Here is a 24,100-nt window from a genome sequence, read left to right on the forward strand (position 1 = left end):
CTAAACCCTATTGGCCGCTTTCAAACGCTGCGCAAGCCGCTCTCATCGAGGCCAGCCGCCGACTTCAGCATCTTCAAAATCACCAGCGCAAACGCCCGGCTCTTCGTCTCGTTATCCAACACTTCCAGCGACAGCTTCTCGTGGTCGGTCATGGCATCCAATACGGTGTCCAGAACGCGCTTAGGGAAAAGGCCGTGCATCACTTGATCCACCGAGTGGTTGTTCACCTGAGCCATCACATCGTCCTGGCGACTGATGCGCTGTGCGATGCCGGCCAGGAATTGCAGCTGGTCGTCATCGCTCACCTCGGCACCGAAGATATCGTTCAGTGCCTCGATGATTTCCGACAAGTGCTTCTTCTCTGGGTCATGGGGCTTGCCGCTGCCCACATCACTGCCAGGCTTGAGGGTGTATTCTCCGTCTTCCTCGTTCAGCCGCAACTGGTGCTCGGCACGTTTGCTCAGGCGGTAATGGCTCAGCTGTAGCTCGCCCACGTCCACGTCGTCTTGTTGCAGGCGATCTACCCGTAGCAGCGGGTGCAGGTGCTTGACGTATACACAGAGCTGTTCCAGTTCGCGATCCTCATAAGGCACGATCTGCGAGAGAAACTCGTACAGGCGCACAAAGCTCTGCAGATTCTTGCGGAACAGATCGAGCTGATCAATCTGCTCGCCGGCCTCTTTCAGTGCATGCTCGGCTTTTTTGAGGCCGGCGCTGTCACCGTTAGCCTCGGCCGTGCGCTTGAAGTCCAGCGCTTGCTGGCGCGACTCCACCGAGAAGGCGTAGCGCTTGGCAAAGCGCTCCTTTGCCGGAGTGCAGTAGTAGCTGAGCTTGCTGGCCGCCGCCTTGGGGTCGAAGAAGGCCATGGCGAATGCCTCGACCTCCTGCCAGTGATAGATCCCCTCGGCATCGAGCTTTTTCTGCAGGTCATAGATGATCTGCGGGTCGGTTACATCGGTCAGCTCGGCCTTGGTGTAGTACGGCAAGAAGGCGTCGAGAATATCCTGCGGCTCGTTGAAGAAGTCGAGGATGAAGGTTTCCTTGCTGTCACCGAAAGTGCGGTTTAGACGCGACAGGGTCTGCACGCAGTCCACGCCTTGCAGCTTCTTATCCACGTACATGGCGCACAGCTTGGGCTGATCGAAACCCGTTTGGTACTTGTTGGCCGCGATCATCACGTTGAAGTCTTGGGTGTCGAACGCCACTGCCAGGTCGCGGCCATTCAGGCCGGGGTTGAGCAGGCTGCTGCTTTCCGTCACCTCTTCGGGGATCACCTCATCCGGTAGCACGCTGCCGGAGAATGCCACCAGCGGGTGCACATCGTTGTAACCCATCTGCTGTACGTAGGCTCTCACCGCCAACTGGTAACGCACCGCTTCCTGGCGGCTGCTGGTCACCACCATGGCCTTGGCCTGGCCATTGAGCAGATTGCGGATATTGGCGCGGAAGTGCTCGACGATCACCTCAACCTTTTGACTGATGTTGTATGGATGCAAGCGCACCCAGCGCGCTAGCTTGATGCGCGCCTTCTTGCTGTCCACCTCGTCGTCTTCGCCATCCGGGTGGGCGATCTTCCAGGCGGTGCTGTAGGTGGTGTAGTTGCGCAGCACGTCGAGGATGAAACCCTCCTCGATAGCCTGGCGCATGGAATACAGATGAAAAGCCTCCGGCTTGTTGCTGGAACTGGCCGGTAACGTGGGGTCGGCCGGGCGACCGAACAGCTCCAGGGTCTTGGCCTTGGGCGTGGCGGTGAAGGCGTAGTAACTGATGCGCTCATTCGGTTGGCGCGCCTGTACGGCGGCGTCCAACAACTCTTCGGCGCTGACTTCCTCGGCGTCCAGCGCATCGCTGCCTAGAATCTGTTTCAGCTTGCTGGCCGACGAGCCAGTTTGCGAGGAATGCGCCTCGTCAGCGATTACCGCATAACGTCCGCTAGCCAGCTTGGGGTACTTGTCTAGGGCATCGAACAACGCGGGAAAAGTCTGGATGGTGACGATGATGATGCGCGTCTGCTCAGCCAGCGCCTCAGCCAGTTGTTCGGACTTGCTCTGGTTGCCGACATCACGACTGATTGGTTTGACCACGCCCTGGGCGTGCTCGAACTGGTAGATGGTGTTCTGCAACTGGCTATCCAGCACCGTGCGGTCGGTGACCACGATCACCGAGTTGAACAGGCGCTGGCCGGCGGCGTCGTACAGCGAGGCCAGTTGATGCGCAGTCCAGGCGATGGAGTTGGACTTGCCCGAACCGGCGCTGTGCTGGATTAAATAACGCTTGCCAGGTCCTTCGGCGCGGGTGGTGTTGACCAGCTTGTTGACCACTTCCCATTGGTGGTAACGCGGGAAGATCATCGTTTCCTTGGTAACCAGCGTGCCGTCGAAGCCTACGCTGGTTTTTTTGTCCAGGTGCAGAAAGCGCCCCAGAACCTTGAGCCAGGCGTCTGGCTGCAACAGCCGTTGCCACAGGTAACCGGTGGCGTACTGGCTGTCGTCGGCGGGCATTGGGTTGCCAGCACCGCCTTCCTCGCTGCCGAGGTTAAAGGGCAGGAAGAAGGTGTCCTTGCCCGCCAGTTTCGTGGTCATCGCCACCTCATTCTGCCCTACGGCAAAATGCACCAGCGCGCCACGCTTGAAGGTCAGCAACGGCTCGGGCTTGCGCGTCAGCGGGTCTTTCACAGGGCGGTCGTAACGGTACTGACGCTTGGCGTTCTCGACTGACTGCTTGAACTCGCTTTTGAGCTCCAGCGTGGCGGTGGGGATTCCGTTGACGAACAGCACCAGATCCAGCCGTGGGTCGTAGCTCTGCCCACTGCTGCCAGCCTCACGCGCGTGCGGCGAATAGGACACCTCCGGCACCACTCGCAAGCGGTTGCACTGGTAGCGCTTGAGGGTGTCCCGGTTCATGTCGTGGTCGGGCTGAAAGCTACACAGTTGCACTTTTACCGCCGGCAGCTTAAAGCCATGGCGCAGCACATCTAGGGTGCCGCTCTGCTCCAGTTCACGCACTAACTTCTGTATCAGCACCTCTTCAGGTGCATTCGGGTTAGCCTTGGCGAACTTGTCCCAGCGCTCCGGCCAAGCGTCCTTGAAGTAGCCCACAACATCTTCGGTATACAATGCCGTGCGGCGGTCATAGCCGCAGGCCGTACCCACCAACCAGCCTTGGGCGGCCAGAGCTCCGATGATGTCCTGCTGGAATTGCGCTTCCTTGCTGTCCGCCATTACACGGCCTCTTCTTCTAATTCAGGGGATGGTGCCCTGGTTGGTGGCTTCCAGCCGCGTACATCGATTTTGCCGGTGACGGCGGCGGAGATTAGGGCGGAGCGACGCTCTTGGAGCAGTTCAATACTCTTGCTTGCCTGCTCAAAAAGCGCTGACATCTGATCAAGCTGTTTCCTGATAAAACTACTGATCCTGCGCTGTTCGACAATTTCTGGTACGGAAATCTGGAAGCTCAATATCTGCTCTGGACTGATATGTGGGACGCTAACCCCAGTTAAATCAGGCTCTACATATGCCTTGAACAACTCAGACGCAAGTAGGCAGTACAAATACTCGTCATCAAGCTCTGCATTTGGAGTAATGGCAGAGACTTGCGCATTTTGGCGAAGTGCTGGCTGCCGTCGATCAACTGCACTTTGCCCTGGCGCGCGGCAGGTTTGTGGTTGCTGAGTATCCACACATAAGTGGCGATGCCGGTGTTGTAGAACATGTCCGCTGGCAGAGCGACTATGGCTTCGACCAGGTCGTTCTGGAGCAGGTAGCGGCGAATCTCCGACTCACCCGAACCTGCGCCGCCGGTAAACAGCGGCGAGCCGTTGAGGATGATGCCTATGCGCGAGCCGCCCTCGCGCGGGTCACGCATCTTGCTGACTAGATGCAGAAGGAACAGCAGCGAGCCGTCAGACACCCGTGGCAGGCCAGGACCGAAGCGGCCGTCGAAACCCTTGTGGCTGTACTCGTCGGTGATCTGCTTTTGCACCTTCTTCCATTCCACGCCGAATGGCGGGTTGCTGAGCATGAAGTCGAAGTGCTTGTCGGCCAGTTGGTCGTTGGACAGCGTGTTGCCGAGCTTGATGCTGGCCACGTCCTGGCCCTTGATCAGCATGTCCGCTTTGCAGATGGCATAGGATTCGGGGTTCAGCTCTTGGCCGTGCAGGGAGACGCTGACCTTTTCGCTGATGGACTGAATGTATTCATCACCCTCGGACAGAAAGCCGCCCGTACCCGCCGTTGGGTCATAGATGGTTACGATGCTATTAGGCGCGAGTTTGTGGTCCTGATCGGTGATCACCAACGAAGTGGTAAGGTGCACGATATCGCGCGGGGTGAAATGCTCACCCGCAGTTTCGTTGGAGCTTTCGGCGAACTTGCGGATCAGCTCTTCGAAGATGATGCCCATGCCGAAGTTGCTGATGCGCTCGGGGCTCAGGTCGGTGGCAGCAAACCGTTGCACCACCTGATAGAGCAGGTTGGCGCTGGCCAGCTGCTGAACGAAGTCCTCGAAGTGGAAGTGTTCGAATATCTCGCGGGCGTCCTTGCTGAAGGACTGCACGTAGCTCATCAGGTCGGCCGAGGTCTGGGTATCGGACAGAGTGCCGAGAGTCAGCGGCGAGGCGTTGAAGAACTGCAGGCCACCTGCTGCGCGCAGCATATACATTTCACGTACGGTGTCCGGGCGGCCTTCCTGGGCGTAGGACTCGCGAATTACGGCATCCTTGGTCGGCGCCAGCACGCACTCCATGCGCCGCAGCAGGGTGAATGGCAGGATTATGCGGCCGTACTGGGACTGCTTGAAATCACCACGCAGCAGGTCGGCAATCGACCAGAGAAAGGCGGCCGTCTGGGAATGATTTTCCGTATTCACGCTACAATTCCTTGGGATAGGCAAAAAAAAGCAAGTCTAACCCGTCGAACTGCCTACATGTCACAGGCAATGCAGAATGCCGACCATACGCAGAAGAGGTCCGGCGGCCGCTTTGCGCTCCATTCCCAATACCCAAAGAAACTCAGGTCGCTCACGAGCGTGTCGCCAGCCACGACATTCCTGCTGCAACGGGCTCTGTATTACTCCCCTCAGGTCGATAGGTATTTGAGGATCTGCTTGTGGCTAACCAGGGCTCATTTACAGCAAGTGTCCCAAGTGTTTGCCATGGCCCAGAGCTCGCCATTTTATGATCTGAGGGGTGATAGTTTGGATATGGGCTGAAGTATGGGCTGGAATCGGGTCTTGCAATAAAGGCCCTATTTTATAAAGGCTTGAGGCATTAAAAAGCCGGCTTGTGGCCGGCTTCTCGGGGACTGGCTTGGTTCATTTTTGGTAAACCGCGCCAGCCTTCAAAACGTACACCCGGATCTTGCGTCCGGCTGTGGGACTCGGCGAGAAAATCATCTGCCTTGTCGGTGCGATCTGAGCCGCGGGGCGGGTCGATGCGCAAATGTGGGGCGCAGCATACTGATTTTTTTGCGGAATTCCCAGCGTGGTGTGCGGGTTAGAGCTGTCAGTTGCTTGGGATCGGGTAGCTGACCCGGGTTTTGAGGTGAATGTTCCACCGCCTTCGCGAGCAAGCTTGCTCCAGGTACTGCGCAATCCTTGGGGGCGCGGGTTTGCTCGCGAAGGTCGCGGCGCAGTGTTACAGGAACGGCACTGGCGGCCTGCGTTTGTTCAGCGTCGAACACCAGAATACCCAACCCAAGACCCGTATGTTCTGCTCTTCGATTTGCGCGGCCCTGAAAGACTCATCCAGGTATTCGGCGCTGTTGTGGCTGCGCAATCGCAATCCATTCCCCGGCGTCCGGTGCAGGTACTTGATGCGCAGCATCCCGTCGTGCTCGATTGCGTAAATTTCCCCATCCACGATCTGCGTCAGGCCACGATCAATGGCGACGGTTGATCCGTCGGCAATTTTCTCCGCCATGCTGTTGCCGATCATATGGGCGCAGATGGCGTCCGCATGGTTGATTTCCAGTGAGTCGAGATGGCTGCGTGGAAGGCGCAGGGGCTGGCTGGGGTCCACGATGACATGGGTTTTGTTCGAGCCCGGACCGACGGGGACTTCCTTGTAAAAGGGCAGCTCGACATCGGTAGGTTCGATGACGGTGTAAACGCCGCGGATGGCCTGGGCGTCGAAGGTGCTGCCGGTCTCATCGACCAGCCGCAGGTGTCTGGCATCTTTCGGGCCTTCGAAATACTTGAGCCACTCGCTGTTGACCGACAGCTTCCTGGCAACGGCTTCCATGCAGTGATCGGGCACACCGCGGGTGTACCAGTTGTGGACGTTTTGCGGCGCCGTGCCGAGGAATTCGGCGAATCCGGTCGTCGTGATGTTCGCTACTTTGAGCAGCGCTTTAAACCGTGGACCGCTAGTGTTTTTTTTCTTCATGGACACGAGTTTACGGGCGTATGGCGAGGCTTTGAATAAACGAACCGTTCAAAATGCGCGGGAAATTTGCGACCTCATGTAAGACGTGTCGAGTAAAAATTAAACAAGAAAAAACCGAATCGCTGGGGGGTTAAACGAGGTGTTTAAAACCTTTCTTGCGCGCATAAAAAACCCCGGATCAACCGGGGTTTTTTCAAGTCGTCAGTGGCGCAAGGCCAGTGGCGTCTCAGCCTTTATAGGCAGCAACCGACTTGGTGATCGCTTCGCGGGCGGCGTCTGCACCGGCCCAACCTTCGATCTTCACCCATTTGCCTTTTTCGAGATCTTTGTAGTTCGCGAAGAAGTGCTCGATCTGCTGAATCAGCAGCTGTGGCAGGTCGGTGTATTCCTTCACGTCGACGTACAGCTGGGACAGCTTGTCGTGTGGGACTGCGATGACTTTGGCATCGCCGCCGCCGTCGTCGGTCATGTTCAGGATACCGACCGGACGGGCGCGGATCACGGAACCTGGAGCAACCGGGTAAGGGGTCACGACCAGCACGTCGAGGGGGTCACCGTCGTCAGCCAGGGTGTTCGGGATGTAACCGTAGTTGGCCGGGTAGAACATCGGGGTGGCCATGAAACGGTCAACGAACAGGCAATCGCTGTCTTTGTCGATTTCGTATTTGATCGGCGCGTGGTTGGCCGGGATCTCGATCGCGACGTAGATGTCGTTCGGCAGGTCTTTGCCAGCCGGAATCTTGCTGTAGCTCATTGGGCGGTGCCCCCGTTAGTTGACCAAAAACACTTGGCCGGATTGACCAAAAAGTGGCGGCGATTATAGGCATATTCCGCCGTTGATGCCATGCACCAAGGGTCTTGTAGACCTTAGTCGCGTGCCTGATAGACCGGGTCTTCGGCCAGAAGTTGCCGCAAACGGGTCAACGGATCCTGCCGGTAAAACAGCTTCAGCTGTTCATAGACCTGAGGATACGCCTCGTGCAGCAAATCCGGGGCGCTGAAGAAGTATTCACTGGTGACGGCGAAGAACTCGGCGGGGTTTTCCGCGGCGTAGGGGTCGATGGCGGTTTCGGCGTCCGGGTCGCGGTCCAGTTGTTGGTCGAGGTCGTCGTAGGCCGCTTGCATGACGCTGGCCCAGTCGCTGACGCGCATGTCTGCGTGCAGCGGCGGCAGGCCGTTGGCGTCGCCATTGAGCATGTCGAGTTTGTGCGCGAGTTCGTGGATCACCAGGTTGTAGCCTTCCCAGCCACCGCTGGCCATCACGCCGGGCCAGGCCAGAATGATCGGGCCCTGTTGCCAGGCTTCGCCGCTGTGTTCGCCGTCCCACTCGTGCTCAACGCCGCTGGCGTCGCGATGACGCTGGGGGCTGAGGAAGTCGTCGGGGTAGAGGACGATTTCGTGAAAACCCTGATACCAGTTCAGGTCGCCGAGGTTCAGCAACGGTAATTGCGCCTGGGCGGCGAGCAGCAAACGCTGCTCCTGGTGGAGTTCGACCCCGGGCAGGGCAGTCAGGTGTTTGTCTTCGAGGAACAGCACGCAGGCTTCGCGCAGCCATTGGTCTTCAGCGGCGCTGATGCCGTCGAGAAAACTCAGGTGATGGCGCACCCGCTGCCACATGTCGTCGGCAATCGGGTGTCTGGCCAGGATGCGCCGGCGACGCCAGGCGCTGAGCGACCACATCGGTCAGCGTGGTTCGGCTTTGGACGCGGCGTTGCCGAAGCGGCTGCGGACGACGCCGATGATCATCGGCACCAGCGACAGCAGAATGATGCCCACCACCAGCAGCGAGAGGTTTTTCTTGATGAACGGTACGTTGCCGAAGAAGTAACCGAGGGTCACCAGACCACCGACCCAGAGGATGGTGCCGAGGACGCTGAAAAAGAAGAATCGCGGGTAAGGCATTTTTGCCACGCCGGCGACGAACGGTGCAAAAGTGCGAATGATCGGCAGGAAGCGCGCCAGGGTCACGGTTTTGCCGCCGTGCTTGTCATAGAAGTCGTGGGTTTGTTGCAGGTAATCGCGGCGGAAAATTTTCGAGTTGGGGTTGCTGAACAATCGTTCGCCCACCGTTCGTCCGATGATGTAGTTGGTGCTGTCCCCAAGAATCGCCGCCAGCATCAGCAGGCCACCCAGCAACACCGGGTCCATGCCGCCACCGGCCGCCACGGCACCCGCGATGAAAAGCAGGGAATCCCCCGGCAGGAAGGGCATCACCACCAGGCCGGTCTCGCAGAAGATCACCAGGAACAGGATGGCGTAGATCCAAGGCCCGTAGTTGTTTACCAGCAAGTCGAGGTAAACATCGAGATGCAGGATAAGGTCGAGCGGGTTGAAATCCATGGGGGCACCTGTGGTGACGGCCCGACTCGGCAGGCCTGTGCGGATGACTTCGCGTAAGGCTACAGACGGGTGTAGTTTTTCTTACAAGCCGGGAAGGTCGGCATTATACGGGCTGAGAAGTGAAAAGCGCGTAGAGTTTGTAGCGGGGAATTTCGCTCGAGACAGACGGCGGGCGCGGTCTGTTTTTGTAGGAGCAAGCCTGCTCGCGATTACGGTGTGTCATTCAACACAGGTATCGGATGTCGGATTGCTATCGCGAGCAAGCTTGCTCCTACAGGAGGATGCAGATCAGAGTTCGTCGCTGATCGGCAGCACGTAGTTTTTGAACTCGGTGTCTTCCTTGAACCCGATGGACTCGTAGGTTTTCTGGGCGATTTGGTTGTCGCTGCTGGTGGAGACGCGCATGCGCACGGCGTTTGTTTCCTTGGCCATTTTTTTCGCGGTACGCATCAGGTTGTCTGCAACCAACTGCCGGCGGGCGTCTTCAGCGACATAGATGTCATTGAGGATCCATACGCGTTTAAGCGAAAGCGACGAAAAACTCGGGTACAGCTGACAGAAACCCATCAGCTTTTTGTCGTCGTCATCGGCCAAGGCCAGGTAGATCACCGATTCCTTGCGACGCAGGCGTTTCTCAAGGAACGCCCGGGACGAGTCCGGATACGGCAGAGAGCCATAAAACTCGCGATATTTGACGAACAACGGGGTCAGCAGGTCCAGGTGTTCGAGGGTCGCTTGAATAATCCGCATCGATAGGTCTCGTCTTCAAGTGGCTGTCTTCACGTGCTCTGACGGCGAACGGTTCTCACTCGGGCAGCCGTGTTTCGATCCTGCCTCAAACCGAATGAGAAACGCAATGCGGAAACGGTTCAGGCATCCGGCGGGCTCAGTAGGAAATTACCTTTCATGTCCGCTCCTGCGTCCGACTCCAGCGTCTGAAGCTGCGCTTCGTCCTTCAGATTCACCCCTGACAGCTGCCGTCGACAGGCTTCGCGCATCAGATACAGCAAGCGGTGTGCCGCCATGCCATAGCTCAAGCCTTCCAGTCGCACATTGGAGATGCAGTTGCGGTAGGCATCTGTCAGGCCGACCTTTGGATTGTAGGTGAAATATAATCCCAAGCTGTCTGGGGAGCTGAGGCCAGGGCGTTCGCCGATCAGGATCACCACCATTTTGGCGCCCAGCAACTCGCCGATTTCGTCGCTCACCGCGACCCGGCCTTGCTCTACCAGAATCACCGGAGAAACCGTCCAGCCATCGACTTCGATCTGCTCTCGCATGCGTGCAAGGAAGGGCACGGTGTGACGGTGCACTGCCAGTGCCGACAAACCATCGGCCACGACAATCACCAGATCAACGCCGCCGGGATGGGCTGAAGCATGGTTGCGCAAGATTTGCGCTGACTCGTCGCTCAATTTTCGCCCCAAGTCAGGGCGCTGCAAATAACTGTCCCGGTTTGTGGCGGCGCTGTGCAGGAGCACACTTTCGTATCCGCATTCAGCCAGTTGCGAGCGGAGCCCGGCATGGTCGAATGGCAGGTGCACCGCGTCCCGAGCCTGGGCGTGGGCGTATTGGAAATCCAGTTGTGCGCTGGTCGGCATGCTGGTGCCCGTGCGGCCAAGGGCAATCCGCGCCGGGGTCAGGCGCCGTAGTTGCAGCAGTGGATTTTCTGAGTCAACAGGGGGTTTATCCATCTCGACGCTCATCCCAGTTGCCCCATCGCTTGGCGGAAGGCTGGCGGCAGCCTGTCGCCGAAATGAATCTTGCCATCGGCCTGAGTGAAGATGCCCATTTTTGCCAGCCACTGTTCGAACTCCGGCGCGGGTTTCAGGCCCAGGGTTTGTCGGGCGTAGAGGGCGTCGTGGAACGAAGTGGTCTGGTAGTTGAGCATGATGTCGTCGGAACCGGGGATGCCCATGATGAAGTTGATCCCGGCCACGCCCAGCAAGGTCAGCAGGGTGTCCATGTCGTCTTGGTCGGCTTCGGCGTGGTTGGTGTAGCAGATGTCACAGCCCATCGGTACGCCCAGCAGTTTGCCGCAGAAGTGGTCTTCGAGGCCGGCGCGGATAATCTGTTTGCCGTTGTAGAGGTATTCCGGGCCGATAAATCCTACGACGGTGTTCACCAAAAACGGTTTGAAATGTCGCGCAACGGCGTAGGCGCGGGTTTCGCAGGTCTGTTGATCGATGCCGTGATGGGCGTTGGCCGAAAGCGCGCTGCCCTGGCCGGTCTCGAAATACATCAGGTTTTGTCCCAGCGTGCCGCGATTCAGGCTCAAACCGGCGTCGTAACCTTCCTGCAGCACGTTGAGGTTGATGCCGAAACTGGCATTGGCCGCTTCGGTGCCGGCGATCGACTGGAACACCAAATCCAGCGGAACACCGCGATTGATCGCTTCGATGGACGTGGTGACGTGGGTCAGTACGCAGGCCTGTGTCGGAATTTCGTAGCGCTGGATGATCGCGTCGAGCATTTCCAGCATCGCGCAGATCGAGGCAATGCTGTCGGTGGCCGGGTTGATGCCGATCATCGCGTCGCCGTTGCCGTACAGCAGCCCATCGAGAATGCTCGCGGCGATGCCCGCCGGTTCGTCGGTGGGATGGTTGGGTTGCAGGCGTGTGGATAAGCGTCCGCGCAGGCCCATGGTGCCGCGAAACTGCGTGACAACACGGATTTTCTGCGCCACCAGCACCAGATCCTGTACGCGCATGATTTTCGACACGGCCGCGGCCATTTCCGGCGTCAGCCCCGGGGCGAGGGCGCGCAGGCTCTGTTCGTCGGCGGCATCGCTGAGCAGCCAGTCGCGGAAACCGCCGACAGTCAGGTGGCTGACCGCAGCGAAGGCTTGTTTGTCGTGGGTGTCGATGATCAGTCGGGTGACTTCATCGGCCTCGTAGGGAATCAGCACTTCCTGCAGGAAATGAGTCAGCGGGATATCAGCCAATGCCATTTGCGCGGCCACACGCTCGCCATCGTTGAGGGCGGCGACGCCCGCCAGGAAATCCCCGGAGCGCGCCGGGCTGGCCTTGGCCATGACCTCTTTGAGGCTGGCGAAGCGGTAGGTCTGGGCGCCGACGGAATGGGCAAATTGAGCCACGGTGTCCTCCTGATTCTATGAACTTAACAGCGCCGCGAACCCCGTAGGAGCCAGCTTGCTCGCGATAGCGGGATGCCATTCAACACATGTGTCAGATGTAAGACCGCCATCGCGAGCAAGCTGGCTCCTACAGGGGATCTGCGTGCACTTCAATAAAGCAGGCGCCGGGCATACGGCCCGGCGCCGGTGCAACTCACACGCCTTCGAGCATCGCATCCGCCGGTGCATCCAAACGCTGCTTGGCGGTCAGTTGGAAGTACAAATAACCGGCCGCCATGAAACCGAGGAACACACAGCCGATCAGGGTGTTGAACCACGCCATCGCCACCAGGCACACCACCGCCAGAAACAACGCAATGCCCGGGACGATCGGGTAGCCCGGCGCGCGGAAGCTGCGTTCCAGGTTCGGCTCGGTTTTACGCAGTTTGAACAGGCTCAGCATACTGATGATGTACATCACGATGGCGCCGAATACCGACATGGTGATCATCGCTGCGGTCAGGGTCATCCCTTGCAGGTTGACCAGACCGTCACTGTAGATCGCCGCGATGCCGATCACGCCGCCGGCCAGAATGGCGCGGTGCGGGGTCTGGAAGCGCGACAGTTTGGCCAGCGAGCGTGGCAGATAGCCGGCCCGGGCCAGGGCGAAGAACTGACGCGAGTAGCCGAGAATGATCCCGTGGAAACTCGCCACCAGCCCGAACAGGCCGATCCAGACCAACATGTGCATCCAGGTCGAATTGTTGCCGACCACGGCTTTCATCGCCTGCGGTAGCGGATCGTTGATGTTCGACAATTGGCGCCAGTCGCCCACGCCGCCGGCCATCACCATCACGCCGATCGCGAGGAACACCAGCGTCAGAATGCCGCTGACATACGCCTTGGGAATCGTGCGTTTCGGGTCTTTGGCTTCTTCTGCCGCCATCGCCGCGCCTTCAATGGCGAGGAAAAACCAGATCGCAAACGGGATTGCCGCAAAGATGCCGGGAATCGAGGCCATGGTGAAGTCGTTGGAGCCAGACCAGCCGTTGAGCACGAAGTTACTGAAACTGAAGCCCGGCGCGACCACACCCATGAACACCAGCAACTCGGCGACAGCCAGGACGGTGACCACCAATTCGAAGGTCGCTGCGATGCTGACACCAAGGATATTCAGGGACATAAACACGAAATAGGCGCCAACGGCTGCAATCTTGGGGTCAAGTTCCGGGTATTGCACATTCAGATAAGCGCCGATGGCCATGGCAATCGCCGGGGGCGCAAAGACAAATTCGATCAGGGTGGCGATGCCGGCAATCAATCCGCCTTTTTCGCCAAACGCCCGCCGGCTGTAGGCAAACGGCCCGCCAGCGTGAGGAATGGCGGTGGTCAATTCGGTGAAACTGAAGATGAAGCAGGTGTACATCGTCGCCACCATCAGGGCGGTGACGAGGAAACCCAGGGTGCCTGCGGTGCCCCAGCCGTAACTCCAGCCGAAGTACTCGCCGGAAATCACCAGGCCGACGGCAATGCCCCATAAATGCAGGGTGCCGAGTGTGGGTTTGAGCTGTGTGGAAGAAGTCATAAGTCCTCGCTGTCTTTTTTATTGTTTGATCTGTTGGACTTTCGGGAACTGCTTTTACCTGTGAAACGGGCACGCAAAGCCCGTGCCAGAGCGGCAGGGCGATGCTTTGATGTAGTTGAAGACGCTATCGCCGGCAAGCCGGCTCCTACAGGATTCATGCGCACTGGTAGGAGCTGGCTTGCCAGTGAGAGGTTAGAAGAACCCCAGCGGATTGATGTCGTAGCTCACCAGCAGGTTTTTGGTCTGCTGATAGTGGTCGAGCATCATTTTGTGGGTTTCACGACCGACGCCGGATTTTTTGTAGCCACCGAACGCGGCGTGCGCCGGATACAGGTGATAGCAGTTGGTCCACACACGACCGGCCTTGATGGCGCGGCCCATGCGATAGGCGCGATTGATGTCGCGGGTCCAGAGACCGGCGCCGAGGCCGAACTCGGTGTCGTTGGCGATGGCCAGAGCTTCGGCTTCGTCCTTGAACGTGGTGATGCTCACCACCGGGCCAAAGATTTCTTCCTGGAACACGCGCATTTTGTTGGTGCCCTTGAGCAGGGTCGGCTGGATGTAATACCCGGTCGCCAGGCTGCCCTCGAGTTTTTCCACCTTGCCGCCGGTCAGCAGCTCGGCACCTTCGCCCTTGGCGATCTCCAGGTACGAAAGGATTTTGTCGAATTGCTGCTCGGACGCCTGGGCGCCGACCATGGTGTCGGTGTCCAGCGGGTCGCCACGTTTGATCGACAGGACTTTTTTCATCACTTCTTTCATGAAGTCGTCGTAGATCGATTCCTGCACCAGTGCGCGGGATGGGCAGGTGCAGACTTCGCCCTGGTTGAAGAATGCGAGCACCAGGCCTTCAGCGGCTTTCTCGATGAAAGACGGTTCGGCTTTCATGATGTCTTCGAAGAAGATGTTCGGCGACTTGCCACCCAGCTCCACGGTGGACGGGATGATGTTTTCGGCGGCGCATTTCATGATGTGCGAGCCGACCGGGGTCGAGCCGGTGAATGCAATCTTGGCGATGCGTTTGCTGGTGGCGAGCGCTTCGCCGGCTTCTTTACCGAAGCCTTGCACCACGTTGAGCACGCCAGGCGGCAGCAGGTCGCCGATCAGTTCCATCAGCACGGTGATGCCCAGCGGCGTTTGCTCGGCAGGCTTGAGCACCACGCAGTTACCCGCCGCCAGTGCCGGGGCGAGTTTCCACGCGGCCATCAGGATCGGGAAGTTCCACGGAATGATTTGCCCGACCACGCCCAGCGGTTCATGGATGTGATAGGCCACGGTGTTGCCGTCGATTTCGGCGGCGCTGCCTTCCTGCGCGCGGATGCAACCGGCGAAGTAGCGGAAGTGGTCGGCGGCCAGCGGGATGTCGGCGTTGAGGGTTTCGCGAACGGCTTTGCCGTTGTCCCAGGATTCGGTGATCGCCAGCAGTTCCAGGTTCTGCTCGATGCGGTCGGCGATTTTCAGCAGTACCAGCGAGCGCGCCTGGGCGGACGTGGCGCCCCAGGCATCGGCAGCGGCGTGGGCAGCGTCCAGGGCTTTGTCGATGTCTTCGGCCGTGGAACGCGGGAATTCGGCAATCGGTTGGCCATTTACTGGCGAGGTGTTGGTGAAGTACTGACCTTTGACAGGCGCGACGAACTCGCCGCCGATGTAGTTACCGTATTTGCTCTTGAACGAAACGATAGCGCCTTCAGTACCGGGGTGAGCGTAACGCATGGTGATTTCTCCTTGGCTTTTGTGCTTATAAGGGAGAGCGCATGTGCGCTTGCTATAAGCGTAGAGCAAAGGTCGGGCCACTGCCTTGCAGGTCAGGCAAATCAAGGCCTTGCGCGATTTTTGTCGGACGGGCGGACGGCGCCTGTGACGGTTGCGGTACAGCCTTGGTGACAGTTTGTACCGTTCCTGGCACAGGTTGTGACTGCTCAGTCTTGCCGGCATTGCAATGCACGCCCGGCTGGAGGATGCTCTGGCATCACCTCAGCACGGGTCGCCGAGCCCCGGGGAGAATAATAAGAAATGCACGACAACCATTTGAGTCGCCATGCCCAGCAAGTGCTGACGGTGACCCAAGGCAAATCCCACCTGCACGGTCCTGGCAGCGATCCGTCGATTGCCCGTTCCTGGCTGCGTTGTCTCGAGGACTATCACCTCGACCCGGCCCTGACCATGGCGCCGACGGTGCTGGAGCATGGTCGCGTCCTCGAAAGCCGCGAACGCTTGCAGCAAGTGCTGCACATCGCCGGCAATGAAATGAGCAGTCTGCATCAGCAACTTTCCGGTGCCGGCCACGCGGTGCTGCTGACGGATGCGCGCGGGGTGATCCTCAATTGTGTGACCGCACCCGCCGAACGGAAGATTTTCGAACGCGCCGGGCTCTGGCTCGGCGCCGACTGGAGCGAGGCCTGCGAAGGCACCAACGGCATCGGCACCTGCCTGGTGGAACGCCAGTCGCTGACCATCCACCAGGACGAACACTTTCGCGGCCGTCACACCGGCCTGACCTGCTCGGCGAGCCCGGTGTTCGATCCGCACGGTGAATTACTGGCCGTGCTCGATGTGTCCTCGGCACGGCACGAGGTCTCGCGGCAAAGTCAGTTCCACACCATGGCGCTGGTCAATCTGTCGGCGAAGATGATTGAGAGCTGCTATTTCCTGCGCTACTTCGACAACCAATGGTTGCTGCGTTTTCACCTGCAGGCGGAATCCGTCGGGTTGTTCAGCGAAGGGCTGCTGGCGTTCGACGGGGAAGGGCGGATCAGTGCGGTCAATCAGAGCGCGTTGAACCTGCTGGGGCACATTCGCGGCGGGCTGCTGGGCAAACCGGTGGAAGCGTTTTTCGATTGTTCGCTGGATCAGTTGCTCGGTCGCGCGAGTGTCAATGCCAGCGCCAGTTGGCCGCTGCGCACCCGCGACGGGCGGAGCCTGTTTGCCGTGTTGCGCGGTCAGCCGCGCAGCATTCCGGTGCCGGTGGTGCCAAGCCAGGTCATTGCCGCACCGGCGCGACTGTCGGGCATCTGTCTGGGCGACACGGGGTTGCAGGAAGACTTCCGCAAATCCCTGCGCGTCTTCGAACGCGATGTGCCGCTGTTGATCAACGGCGAAACCGGGTCCGGCAAGGAGGCCTTTGCCAAAGCGGTGCATCAGGCCAGTCAGCGGGCCGAAAAAGCCTTCGTTGCGCTCAATTGCGCGGCGATCCCGGAAAGCTTGATCGAGAGTGAACTGTTCGGCTATCGCGGCGGCAGCTTCACCGGCGCACGCAAGGAAGGCATGCGCGGCAAGTTGCAGCAGGCGGATGGCGGGACCTTGTTTCTCGATGAAATCGGCGACATGCCGCTGGCGTTGCAGACGCGACTGTTAAGAGTGTTGGAGGACCGTCAGGTCGTGCCGATTGGTGGCGAGCCGGAATCGGTCAACGTGCGGATCATCAGCGCCACTCACCGTAATCTTCTGGAACGGGTGCAGGACGGCAGCTTCCGCGAGGATTTGTATTACCGCCTCAATGGGCTGGAGATTGCATTGCCGGCGTTGCGTGACCGCAGTGACAAATCGCAGTTGCTGGATTTTCTGCTGGCCGAAGAGGCGGGCGTTGAAAGCGTACTGATCGACGGTCCGGCCCGTCAGGCATTGCTGGGCTTTGCGTGGCCGGGGAACGTGCGGCAGTTGCGCAACGTGCTGCGCACCCTGGCGGCGTTGTGTGACGGCGGGCGGATCGGCCTGGACGATTTGCCGGCAATGATTCGGCAGGCGCGACCGATGCCGGTTGTTGCCGTTGAACAGCCTTGCGAACACCCCTTGGATGATGCCGAGCGTCTCGCGTTGTTGAACGCGCTGGAACAGACGCGCTGGCATATGACGCATACCGCTGAACAGCTTGGTGTCAGCCGCAATACCCTTTATCGAAAGCTGCGAAAGCACGGGATCGCCCGGTAAACCGCGTCGCGACCAATCGCGGGCAAGCCCGCTCCCACAGGACTTATGTTGTTCACAACATTCAGGCATGGCGCAAGACCTGTGGGAGCGGGCTTGCCCGCGATTGGCGTCCGTGAGATCCGAAACACAAGGTGCGATTTTCGCCTCCCTACGCTAACCTGCGGCCATGTTTACGAGGTCGACTAATGCACATTCATATTCTTGGTATCTGCGGCACTTTCATGGGTTCGATGGCGGTTCTGGCCAAAGAGCTGGGCCATCACGTGACCGGCTCCGATGCCAACGTCTATCCGCCCATGAGCACTCAGCTTGAGGCGCAGGGCATTGAATTGACCCAAGGCTACGATCCCGCCCAGCTCGATCCCGCGCCGGACCTGGTGGTCATCGGCAACGCCATGTCCCGTGGTAATCCGGCGGTTGAATACGTACTGAACAAAGGCCTGCCTTACGTCTCCGGCCCGCAATGGCTGGCCGACCACGTGCTGCAAGGTCGCTGGGTGCTGGCTGTCGCCGGCACGCACGGCAAGACCACCACCAGCAGCATGCTCGCCTGGGTGCTGGAGCATGCGGGCATGAGCCCCGGTTTCCTGATCGGCGGCGTGCCGCAGAATTTCTCGGTGTCGGCGCGTCTGGGCGGTACGCCGTTCTTCGTGATCGAAGCCGACGAGTACGACAGTGCGTTCTTCGACAAACGCTCCAAATTCGTTCACTACCGCCCGCGTACGGCGATCCTGAACAACCTGGAGTTCGATCACGCTGACATCTTCCCCGATCTGCCAGCCATCGAGCGACAGTTCCACCATTTGGTGCGGACTATCCCGAGTGAAGGCCTGGTGATCCACCCGACCACCGAACCGGCTTTGCTGCGCGTGATTGAAATGGGTTGCTGGACCCCGGTGCAAACCACCGGCGCTGGCGGTCAGTGGCAGGTCAAATTGCTGAGCGAGGACGGTTCGAAGTTCGAGGTGATGTTCGAAGGCGTCGCTCAGGGCGTGGTCGAGTGGGACATGACCGGTCAGCACAACGTCGCCAACGCGTTGGCCACCTTGGCGGCAGCGCGCCACGTCGGTGTTGTGCCGTCGATGGGCATCACTGCATTGAGCGCGTTCAAAAGCGTGAAGCGCCGGATGGAGAAAGTCGCCGAAGTCCGTGGCATCACCATCTACGACGACTTCGCTCACCACCCGACGGCCATCGCCACGACCCTCGACGGCTTGCGTAAACGCATTGGCGATGCGCCGTTGATCGCCATCATCGAGCCGCGCTCCAACTCCATGAAGCTCGGCGCGCACCGCGACGGTTTGCCGGAAAGCGTGGTCGATGCCGATCAGGTGATCTGGTACGCGCCGGCCAACCTCGGTTGGGATCTGGGCGCGACCGCGGCGCTGTGTACGGTGCCGTCGATTGTCAGCGATTCGCTGGAAGGCATCATCGACCGCGTGAAGAGCCAGGCGCAGCCCGGCACTCACGTGGTGATCATGAGCAACGGCGGCTTCGGCGGCCTCCACGGCAAACTCGCCGAGGCGCTTAAATGAACAACGGCCCGGAACGCATCACGCTGGCGATGACCGGCGCGTCGGGCGCCCAGTACGGTTTGCGCCTGCTGGACTGCCTGATTCGTGAAGACCGCGAGGTGCACTTCCTGATCTCCAAGGCTGCGCAACTGGTGATGGCCACCGAGACTGACGTCACGCTGCCGCCGAAAACCCAGATGATGCAGGCCTTCCTCAGCGAATACACCGGCGCTGCCGCCGGGCAGATTCGGGTGTACGGCAAGGAAGACTGGATGTCGCCGGTAGCCTCGGGCTCCGGTGCACCGTCGGCGATGGTGGTCGTGCCGTGTTCGACCGGCACGCTGTCGGCCATTGCCACCGGTGCCTGCAACAACCTGATCGAGCGCGCCGCTGACGTCACGCTTAAGGAGCGTCGCCAGCTGATTCTGGTGCCACGTGAAGCGCCGTATTCGAGCATTCATCTGGAACACATGCTTAAGTTGTCGAACATGGGCGTGACCATTTTGCCGGCATCGCCTGGCTTCTATCATCAGCCGCAAACCATCGACGACCTGATCGACTTCGTGGTGGCACGGATTCTCAACCTGCTGAACATTCCACAAGACATGCTGCCGCGTTGGGGCGAACACCATCTGACCAGCGATGAATAAGCTGCTGATGATCGTGCTGGCGCTGCAACTGGCGGGCTGCGCCACGGCACGCACGCTGGATGCTGCCAAGCCGGGGGCGCCGGTGGTGTATGCGGGGACGCGTCTGGATTTGTACGCAATGAATGGCGGTTGCTGCGCGATGGATCGTTTTGGGGCAGAGGCGCCGAGCTATCCGGGTGTCGATCTGCCGGCCAGTGCTTTGCTGGATACGCTGTTGTTGCCGTTGTCGGTGCTGACGGTGATCGGGGTGAGTTTTCAGGCGACGGGCGGGTTGTAGCGTTTGGCGATAGATCGGCGTCGTGGCCTTTGCGGGCAAGCCACGCTCCCACAGGATTGAGGTCGTTCGCCAATGTTGGGTGCGTCATGAAACCTGTGGGAGCGGGCTTGCCCGCCAGGCGTCATTGCAGACGCTAGAGATTTATTTGCCTAGCTTGCGCAACTCGTCGGACTCGACAATCCGCACCCCGTCCTGTTCTTCCAGCGCCAGCCGCCACATCGCCCGGGCCAGTTGGCAGGCTTCGATGCCGCGATATTTGCCAGGGATCAGGCGGGACAACGGCCCGGCAAACTGCTCGGCCAAACGCGGTTCGAGGCGTTCACCCAACAGCACCGAAGGTCGACAAATGGTCAGTTGTGGCCAGTCTTGTGCGCGCAATGCGTATTCCATCTCGCCTTTGACCCGGTTGTAGAAAACCGAGGACCTGCGATCAGCACCCAGGGCGCTGATCACGATCAAGTGCCGTGCGCCCATTTCCCTCGCCCGTTTGGAGAAGGCCACCACCATGTCCAGGTCGACTGCGCGGAAAGCCTGTTCCGAGCCGGCCTGTTTGATCGTGGTGCCGAGGCAGCAGTAGGCGATGTCAACGCGCCCGTTCAGTTGCGGCAGGAACACCGCCGGGTCGCCGACCGGGTTTTCCAGGTGCGGATGCTCGGCCAGTGGTCGGCGTGAGGGGGCCAATACGCGCGTGATCGTGGGCTCGTTGAGCAGCCGATCAAGCAAATGTTCACCGGTTAACCCGGTAGCTCCGGCAAGCAATACATGCTGAGGCGTCAAGTACATAGTGTTTCCCCCTTGATACTGTTCAGCTTAGTTGCTGTTTGCATCTTTGCTGCTGATAGAGACACTTTGTAGCGCTTTTCGTGCCTGCTGTTTGCGTAACAGCTGCCAGTGGGAGAGTACGGTTTTCGGGGCCCAGATTTGCGGTTCGGAGGCTTCGAAGCTGTCCGCCAGTTCCCGCTCGGCCACGGTGGCCTTGGCCAGCTTGAAGGCTTGTTCGAGATCGTCGGTCTGATTCAGGGCCTGGGCAAACAGCGCATCGCCGAAGTAGGTGAAGTTGGCTTCTTCCGAGCACCCGAAGGACACGCGGTCGGCGCGCGAGGCCGTCATGATCAGGGTGCGTTCGTCCTTGAGGGCGGGGATGAAGCCACCGGAGTAGCAGGACGAAATCACGATGATCTTGTCGCGGTTTTTCAACGGAGAGAGTACCGCAGCGAGTTCGTCGGCCGGCAGGTCGGACAGTTCCATGCGCGGCTGATCGAGCACCAGTTCGTGTTCGCTGGTGCCGTGGCTGGTCAGGTAGATAAAGATCAGATCTTCCGGGCCGCTGCGCTCGGCCAGCGTCAGCGCCGCGCGGCGCAGGTTCTCCCGGGTGGCCATCGGCCGGTCGACGAGGTGGTCGCGATGGTTCACCAGACGGATCTGGCCAAACGCACCGAAGCGGCTGGTGAGCATGTTGCTGACGTAATCGGATTCGCGCAGAAACACGCTCTGCTTGCCGTCACCGCCGAGGGTCAGGGTGTACAACTCGATCGCCGGGGTCGAAGCCGGCACATTGGCCAGTGCGTCTTCGAGCAAGCGGCCCTGGGCCAGCAAGCCGAGTTCGAGGCTATCGGGCAGCAGCTTGCCGTCGGCGTCGCGTACGCGCTGGCCATTGATCCACGTGCCGCTCTGCACGGTGCCATCGGTCAGCACCAGTGTGCCGCGACCCTGATAACTGTCGCCGTCGAACTGGCCGATGTAGAAGCTGCCGTCGGGCAAGTTCAATCGGCCCTGACCGGTGAAGCGCCAATCGCTGAACTGGCCGATGTAGTGGCTGCCATCGGCGCCGATCAGCTCGCCCTTGCCGTTCAGCGAGCCTTCCTTGAACTGGCCGAGCCAGACATCGCCATCGGCGTTTTCGTAGCGGCCCTTGCCATGCAGTTGGTTGTTTTTGAAGCCGCCGACGTAGATATCGCCATCAGCGCTGTTGAACGTCCCGTTGCCTTCCAGCTGACCGTCCTTGAAATGCCCGGTGAACTGATTGCCGCTGGCGTCGCCGCGCTGGCCTTCGCCGTTGGGCTTGCCATGGGCGAATTGACCTTGATACGAACTGCCGTCTTCGAGTTCCAGACGTCCGAGCCCTGAATATTGATCGGCCTTGAATTCGCCGCGGTAGGTCATGCCATTTTCTTTGAGGGTGCCTTCGCCTTCACGTCGACCCGCCTTGAAGCCGCCGGTGTAGCTGCTGCCGCTGGTGTTCAGTGTGCCCTGGCCGTCGAACAGTCCCAGGTTGAAATTGCCGCGATACACCTCGCCGTTGCTGCCGTGCCATTCGCCCTGGCCGTGCCATTGGCCCTTGTCGAAACTGCCGGCGTACCAGCTGCCGTTCGGATAGTCGACGCGACCCTGGCCTTGCAGCAGTCCGTTGACCAGGTCGCCGCGATAGCGTCCGCCGTCCGGCAGGCGCGCATCGGGCGGCAACAGCGATTCGCCGTCGCCGCAAGCGGTGAGCATCAGGGTCAAGGCAATGAGTGCAAGTGAGCGCATAGCGGGATCCGGGCAATTAGGCGACCGAGTATGCCGCAGCTCTATGACTTAGATATAGAGAGAGGTCGCGAAACAGCGTGAGCTGCTTCGCATCCGGGCGGATCTACACGAAGCAGAGTGACAACGGCTCGGCGATGTAGGCCGGTTTGTCCGAACCTTCGATCTCGAGCGTGGCGGTGGCTTTGAGCAGCCATTGGCCGGGTTTCTTCTCGGTGACTTCGTTCATGTCGACCTTGAGGCGAACCCTGGAATTGACCTTCACTGGCTGGATGAAACGAACGCTATCCAGACCATAGTTGACCACCATCTTTGCCCCTTCAGGCAGGATCAGGATGTCTTCCATCAGTTTCGGGATCAGCGACAGCGACAGGAAACCGTGGGCAATGGTGCTGCCAAATGGCGTTTGCGCGGCTTTGACCGGGTCGACGTGGATGAACTGATAGTCCCCCGTGGCTTCGGCGAACAGGTTGATGCGCTCCTGATCGATGGTGAGCCATTCGGAACGTCCAAGTTCCTTGCCGACATAATCTTTGAGCTCTGCAACGGGAACATAGGGCATTGAGACTCTCCTTGGGTTCATCGGTTTTATAGTTTTGAGGTGGGGGGATTTGACCTCCCGGATAACCACTTTAGATCAACATGGCAAATTGCTCCGGTCAACTGACCATGCTTTTGGCGAATGCCGGTCTATAGCGTTGGCATGCTTATAATGCCGGGCGCGATTTTTCGGGGGAGAGGACGGATGTTGTTACGTGGCCTGACCTGGCTGGTGCTGTTCCAATTGCTGGGCACCGCCATCAACCATTTGTTTTTGCCGGTGCTGCCGGGGCCGATCATTGGCTTGCTGCTTCTGCTGGTGTACCTGATCAGCCGTGGCCAGGTCGGCGAACCGCTGAGCCTGGCGGCCGGCAGCCTGCTGCGGTATCTGCCGTTGCTGCTGGTGCCGCCGGCCGTGGGCGTGATGGTTTACGCCAAGGACATTGCTGCGGACTTCTGGGCTATCGTCGGCGCACTGGTGTTGTCGCTGCTGCTGTCCATGGCGTTCGCCGGCGTGCTGATGCAGCGCATGGTCAAGCGCCACGCGCACCGCGAGGACTCGCAATGATTTTCGACTGGCAAGGCGCCTGGGCGTCGGTGATTCATCATCCGTTGTTCGGCATCGGCATCACCCTCGGCGCCTATCAGCTGGTGCTGGCGGCGTTCGAGAAAACCCGCTGGATCTTTCTGCAGCCGGTGCTGGTTTCCATGTTGCTGGTGATTGGCGTTTTGGTGGGCTGCGGCCTGACCTACGCCGAGTACCGCAAGAGCACCGAGATCCTCAGTATTTTGCTCGGCCCGGCCACCGTTGCGCTGGCCGTGCCGCTTTACCTCAACCTGCGGCGTATTCGGCAGTTGTTCTGGCCGATATTTACTACGCTGGTGATAGGCGGTGTCGTCGCCACCGGCATGGGCGTGTTGCTGGGCTGGTCGTTCGGTGCCGAGCACATGATCCTGATGACCATGGCGCCGAAATCAGTGACCTCGCCGATCGCCATGCTGGTGGCCGAGCAGATCGGTGGTGTCGCGGCGTTGGCGGCGGTGTTTGTGTTGATCACCGGCGTGATCGGCGCGATCTTCGGGCCGAGCCTGTTGAACCGGCTCGGCGTCCACAGTCCCGAGGCGCGCGGCATGGCATTAGGCATGACTGCCCACGCGGTGGGCACGGCAGTCGCGATGCAGGAAAGTGAAGAGTGCGGCGCCTTTGCGGCGCTGGCGATGAGTCTGATGGGCGTGGCCACAGCGGTGTTCCTGCCGTTGGCGGTGTCGATGGTGGTGTAAGG

20 protein-coding genes and 1 pseudogene are annotated in these 24,100 nt (G+C 59.8%); 6 read left to right on the plus strand and 15 right to left on the minus strand.

Features of this window, described 5'->3' with window-relative positions:
• Window positions 1-20: 20 nt before the first annotated feature.
• From ACI77H_RS23900 to ACI77H_RS23955, 12 genes and pseudogenes are all read right to left on the minus strand, one after another.
• A complete protein-coding gene (locus ACI77H_RS23900) occupies window positions 21-3,221 on the minus strand; it encodes a type I restriction endonuclease subunit R (RefSeq protein WP_407014126.1) in 3,201 nt (1,066 codons plus the stop codon).
• Complete coding sequence (locus ACI77H_RS23905) at window positions 3,221-3,679, minus strand: restriction endonuclease subunit S (protein ID WP_407014127.1); 459 nt, start codon at window positions 3,677-3,679, stop codon at window positions 3,221-3,223. The genes ACI77H_RS23900 and ACI77H_RS23905 overlap by 1 nt, the downstream gene beginning before the upstream one ends.
• A pseudogene (locus ACI77H_RS23910) lies at window positions 3,586-4,866 on the minus strand (N-6 DNA methylase); the annotation flags it as partial. The gene ACI77H_RS23905 and the pseudogene ACI77H_RS23910, both read right to left, overlap by 94 nt.
• Window positions 4,867-5,632: 766 nt before the next feature.
• Window positions 5,633-6,382: a S24 family peptidase gene (locus ACI77H_RS23915; protein WP_407014128.1), complete on the minus strand. Its 750-nt coding sequence runs from the start codon at window positions 6,380-6,382 to the stop codon at window positions 5,633-5,635.
• 226 nt (window positions 6,383-6,608) lie between these two features.
• A complete protein-coding gene (gene ppa / locus ACI77H_RS23920; protein WP_407014129.1) occupies window positions 6,609-7,136 on the minus strand; it encodes an inorganic diphosphatase in 528 nt (175 codons plus the stop codon).
• A gap of 113 nt (window positions 7,137-7,249) precedes the next feature.
• Window positions 7,250-8,062, minus strand: a complete 813-nt coding sequence (locus tag ACI77H_RS23925) for a zinc-dependent peptidase (RefSeq protein ID WP_407014130.1) — start codon at window positions 8,060-8,062, stop codon at window positions 7,250-7,252.
• 3 nt (window positions 8,063-8,065) lie between these two features.
• A complete protein-coding gene (locus ACI77H_RS23930; protein WP_407014131.1) occupies window positions 8,066-8,722 on the minus strand; it encodes a DedA family protein in 657 nt (218 codons plus the stop codon).
• A gap of 288 nt (window positions 8,723-9,010) precedes the next feature.
• A complete protein-coding gene (locus ACI77H_RS23935; protein ID WP_017341019.1) occupies window positions 9,011-9,472 on the minus strand; it encodes an N-acetyltransferase in 462 nt (153 codons plus the stop codon).
• Between the two features lie 119 nt (window positions 9,473-9,591).
• A complete protein-coding gene (gene eutC, locus ACI77H_RS23940) occupies window positions 9,592-10,416 on the minus strand; it encodes an ethanolamine ammonia-lyase subunit EutC (RefSeq protein WP_407014132.1) in 825 nt (274 codons plus the stop codon).
• Window positions 10,417-10,424: 8 nt separating this feature from the next.
• The gene (locus ACI77H_RS23945) at window positions 10,425-11,819 is read right to left on the minus strand and encodes an ethanolamine ammonia-lyase subunit EutB (RefSeq protein ID WP_407014133.1); all 1,395 of its coding nucleotides are present in this window, start codon (window positions 11,817-11,819) and stop codon (window positions 10,425-10,427) included.
• Window positions 11,820-12,012: 193 nt separating this feature from the next.
• Window positions 12,013-13,383 (minus strand): ethanolamine permease, encoded by a 1,371-nt coding sequence (eat, locus tag ACI77H_RS23950; RefSeq protein WP_407014134.1) that lies wholly within the window; start codon window positions 13,381-13,383, stop codon window positions 12,013-12,015.
• 192 nt (window positions 13,384-13,575) lie between these two features.
• Window positions 13,576-15,096 carry an aldehyde dehydrogenase family protein gene (locus tag ACI77H_RS23955; protein WP_407014135.1) on the minus strand — a complete coding sequence of 507 codons (1,521 nt, stop codon included), beginning with the start codon at window positions 15,094-15,096 and terminating at the stop codon, window positions 13,576-13,578.
• 300 nt (window positions 15,097-15,396) lie between these two features.
• Here ACI77H_RS23955 and ACI77H_RS23960 point away from each other — a divergent pair, with 300 nt between their 5' ends.
• The 4 genes from ACI77H_RS23960 (at window position 15,397) to ACI77H_RS23975 (ending at window position 19,751) form a co-directional block, all read left to right on the plus strand.
• Window positions 15,397-17,310, plus strand: coding sequence for a sigma-54-dependent Fis family transcriptional regulator (locus ACI77H_RS23960; protein WP_407014136.1), 1,914 nt, complete (start codon window positions 15,397-15,399; stop codon window positions 17,308-17,310).
• Window positions 17,311-17,495: 185 nt separating this feature from the next.
• Window positions 17,496-18,845 (plus strand): UDP-N-acetylmuramate:L-alanyl-gamma-D-glutamyl-meso-diaminopimelate ligase, encoded by a 1,350-nt coding sequence (gene mpl, locus ACI77H_RS23965; RefSeq protein WP_407014137.1) that lies wholly within the window; start codon window positions 17,496-17,498, stop codon window positions 18,843-18,845.
• Complete coding sequence (ubiX, locus tag ACI77H_RS23970) at window positions 18,842-19,474, plus strand: flavin prenyltransferase UbiX (RefSeq protein ID WP_407014138.1); 633 nt, start codon at window positions 18,842-18,844, stop codon at window positions 19,472-19,474. Before mpl ends, ubiX begins: the two co-directional genes overlap by 4 nt.
• Window positions 19,467-19,751 carry a YceK/YidQ family lipoprotein gene (locus tag ACI77H_RS23975; RefSeq protein WP_407014139.1) on the plus strand — a complete coding sequence of 95 codons (285 nt, stop codon included), beginning with the start codon at window positions 19,467-19,469 and terminating at the stop codon, window positions 19,749-19,751. Before ubiX ends, ACI77H_RS23975 begins: the two co-directional genes overlap by 8 nt.
• A gap of 141 nt (window positions 19,752-19,892) precedes the next feature.
• On the opposite strand, the gene ACI77H_RS23980 is transcribed toward ACI77H_RS23975, so the two are convergent.
• From ACI77H_RS23980 to ACI77H_RS23990, 3 genes are all read right to left on the minus strand, one after another.
• Entirely contained in the window at window positions 19,893-20,534 is a 642-nt protein-coding gene (locus tag ACI77H_RS23980; protein ID WP_407014140.1) for an oxidoreductase, read from the minus strand.
• Window positions 20,535-20,561: 27 nt separating this feature from the next.
• Window positions 20,562-22,280 carry a C13 family peptidase gene (locus ACI77H_RS23985; protein ID WP_407014141.1) on the minus strand — a complete coding sequence of 573 codons (1,719 nt, stop codon included), beginning with the start codon at window positions 22,278-22,280 and terminating at the stop codon, window positions 20,562-20,564.
• Between the two features lie 103 nt (window positions 22,281-22,383).
• On the minus strand, window positions 22,384-22,839 hold the full coding sequence (locus ACI77H_RS23990) for a MaoC family dehydratase (protein ID WP_084319697.1): 456 nt from the start codon (window positions 22,837-22,839) through the stop codon (window positions 22,384-22,386).
• A gap of 183 nt (window positions 22,840-23,022) precedes the next feature.
• Here ACI77H_RS23990 and ACI77H_RS23995 point away from each other — a divergent pair, with 183 nt between their 5' ends.
• Window positions 23,023-23,385 carry a CidA/LrgA family protein gene (locus tag ACI77H_RS23995; RefSeq protein ID WP_150630363.1) on the plus strand — a complete coding sequence of 121 codons (363 nt, stop codon included), beginning with the start codon at window positions 23,023-23,025 and terminating at the stop codon, window positions 23,383-23,385.
• The gene (locus ACI77H_RS24000) at window positions 23,382-24,098 is read left to right on the plus strand and encodes an LrgB family protein (RefSeq protein WP_084319699.1); all 717 of its coding nucleotides are present in this window, start codon (window positions 23,382-23,384) and stop codon (window positions 24,096-24,098) included. The genes ACI77H_RS23995 and ACI77H_RS24000 overlap by 4 nt, the downstream gene beginning before the upstream one ends.
• Window positions 24,099-24,100: the final 2 nt, after the last annotated feature.

The organism is Pseudomonas sp. O230, from assembly GCF_045447035.1.
In the GTDB taxonomy this organism is placed as follows: Bacteria; Pseudomonadota; Gammaproteobacteria; order Pseudomonadales; family Pseudomonadaceae; genus Aquipseudomonas.

What these genes read in the sequence shown, in the direction of transcription:
- ACI77H_RS23900 (WP_407014126.1), bottom strand. Translation starts at nt 3,221, where the DNA reads ATGGCGGACAGCAAGGAAGCGCAATTCCAGCAGGACATCATCGGAGCT.
- ACI77H_RS23915 (WP_407014128.1), bottom strand. Translation starts at nt 6,382, where the DNA reads ATGAAGAAAAAAAACACTAGCGGTCCACGGTTTAAAGCGCTGCTCAAA.
- ppa (WP_407014129.1), bottom strand. Translation starts at nt 7,136, where the DNA reads ATGAGCTACAGCAAGATTCCGGCTGGCAAAGACCTGCCGAACGACATC.
- ACI77H_RS23925 (WP_407014130.1), bottom strand. Translation starts at nt 8,062, where the DNA reads ATGTGGTCGCTCAGCGCCTGGCGTCGCCGGCGCATCCTGGCCAGACAC.
- ACI77H_RS23930 (WP_407014131.1), bottom strand. Translation starts at nt 8,722, where the DNA reads ATGGATTTCAACCCGCTCGACCTTATCCTGCATCTCGATGTTTACCTC.
- ACI77H_RS23935 (WP_017341019.1), bottom strand. Translation starts at nt 9,472, where the DNA reads ATGCGGATTATTCAAGCGACCCTCGAACACCTGGACCTGCTGACCCCG.
- eutC (WP_407014132.1), bottom strand. Translation starts at nt 10,416, where the DNA reads ATGGATAAACCCCCTGTTGACTCAGAAAATCCACTGCTGCAACTACGG.
- eat (WP_407014134.1), bottom strand. Translation starts at nt 13,383, where the DNA reads ATGACTTCTTCCACACAGCTCAAACCCACACTCGGCACCCTGCATTTA.
- ACI77H_RS23955 (WP_407014135.1), bottom strand. Translation starts at nt 15,096, where the DNA reads ATGCGTTACGCTCACCCCGGTACTGAAGGCGCTATCGTTTCGTTCAAG.
- ACI77H_RS23960 (WP_407014136.1), top strand. Translation starts at nt 15,397, where the DNA reads ATGCACGACAACCATTTGAGTCGCCATGCCCAGCAAGTGCTGACGGTG.
- mpl (WP_407014137.1), top strand. Translation starts at nt 17,496, where the DNA reads ATGCACATTCATATTCTTGGTATCTGCGGCACTTTCATGGGTTCGATG.
- ubiX (WP_407014138.1), top strand. Translation starts at nt 18,842, where the DNA reads ATGAACAACGGCCCGGAACGCATCACGCTGGCGATGACCGGCGCGTCG.
- ACI77H_RS23975 (WP_407014139.1), top strand. Translation starts at nt 19,467, where the DNA reads ATGAATAAGCTGCTGATGATCGTGCTGGCGCTGCAACTGGCGGGCTGC.
- ACI77H_RS23980 (WP_407014140.1), bottom strand. Translation starts at nt 20,534, where the DNA reads ATGTACTTGACGCCTCAGCATGTATTGCTTGCCGGAGCTACCGGGTTA.
- ACI77H_RS23985 (WP_407014141.1), bottom strand. Translation starts at nt 22,280, where the DNA reads ATGCGCTCACTTGCACTCATTGCCTTGACCCTGATGCTCACCGCTTGC.
- ACI77H_RS23990 (WP_084319697.1), bottom strand. Translation starts at nt 22,839, where the DNA reads ATGCCCTATGTTCCCGTTGCAGAGCTCAAAGATTATGTCGGCAAGGAA.
- ACI77H_RS23995 (WP_150630363.1), top strand. Translation starts at nt 23,023, where the DNA reads ATGTTGTTACGTGGCCTGACCTGGCTGGTGCTGTTCCAATTGCTGGGC.
- ACI77H_RS24000 (WP_084319699.1), top strand. Translation starts at nt 23,382, where the DNA reads ATGATTTTCGACTGGCAAGGCGCCTGGGCGTCGGTGATTCATCATCCG.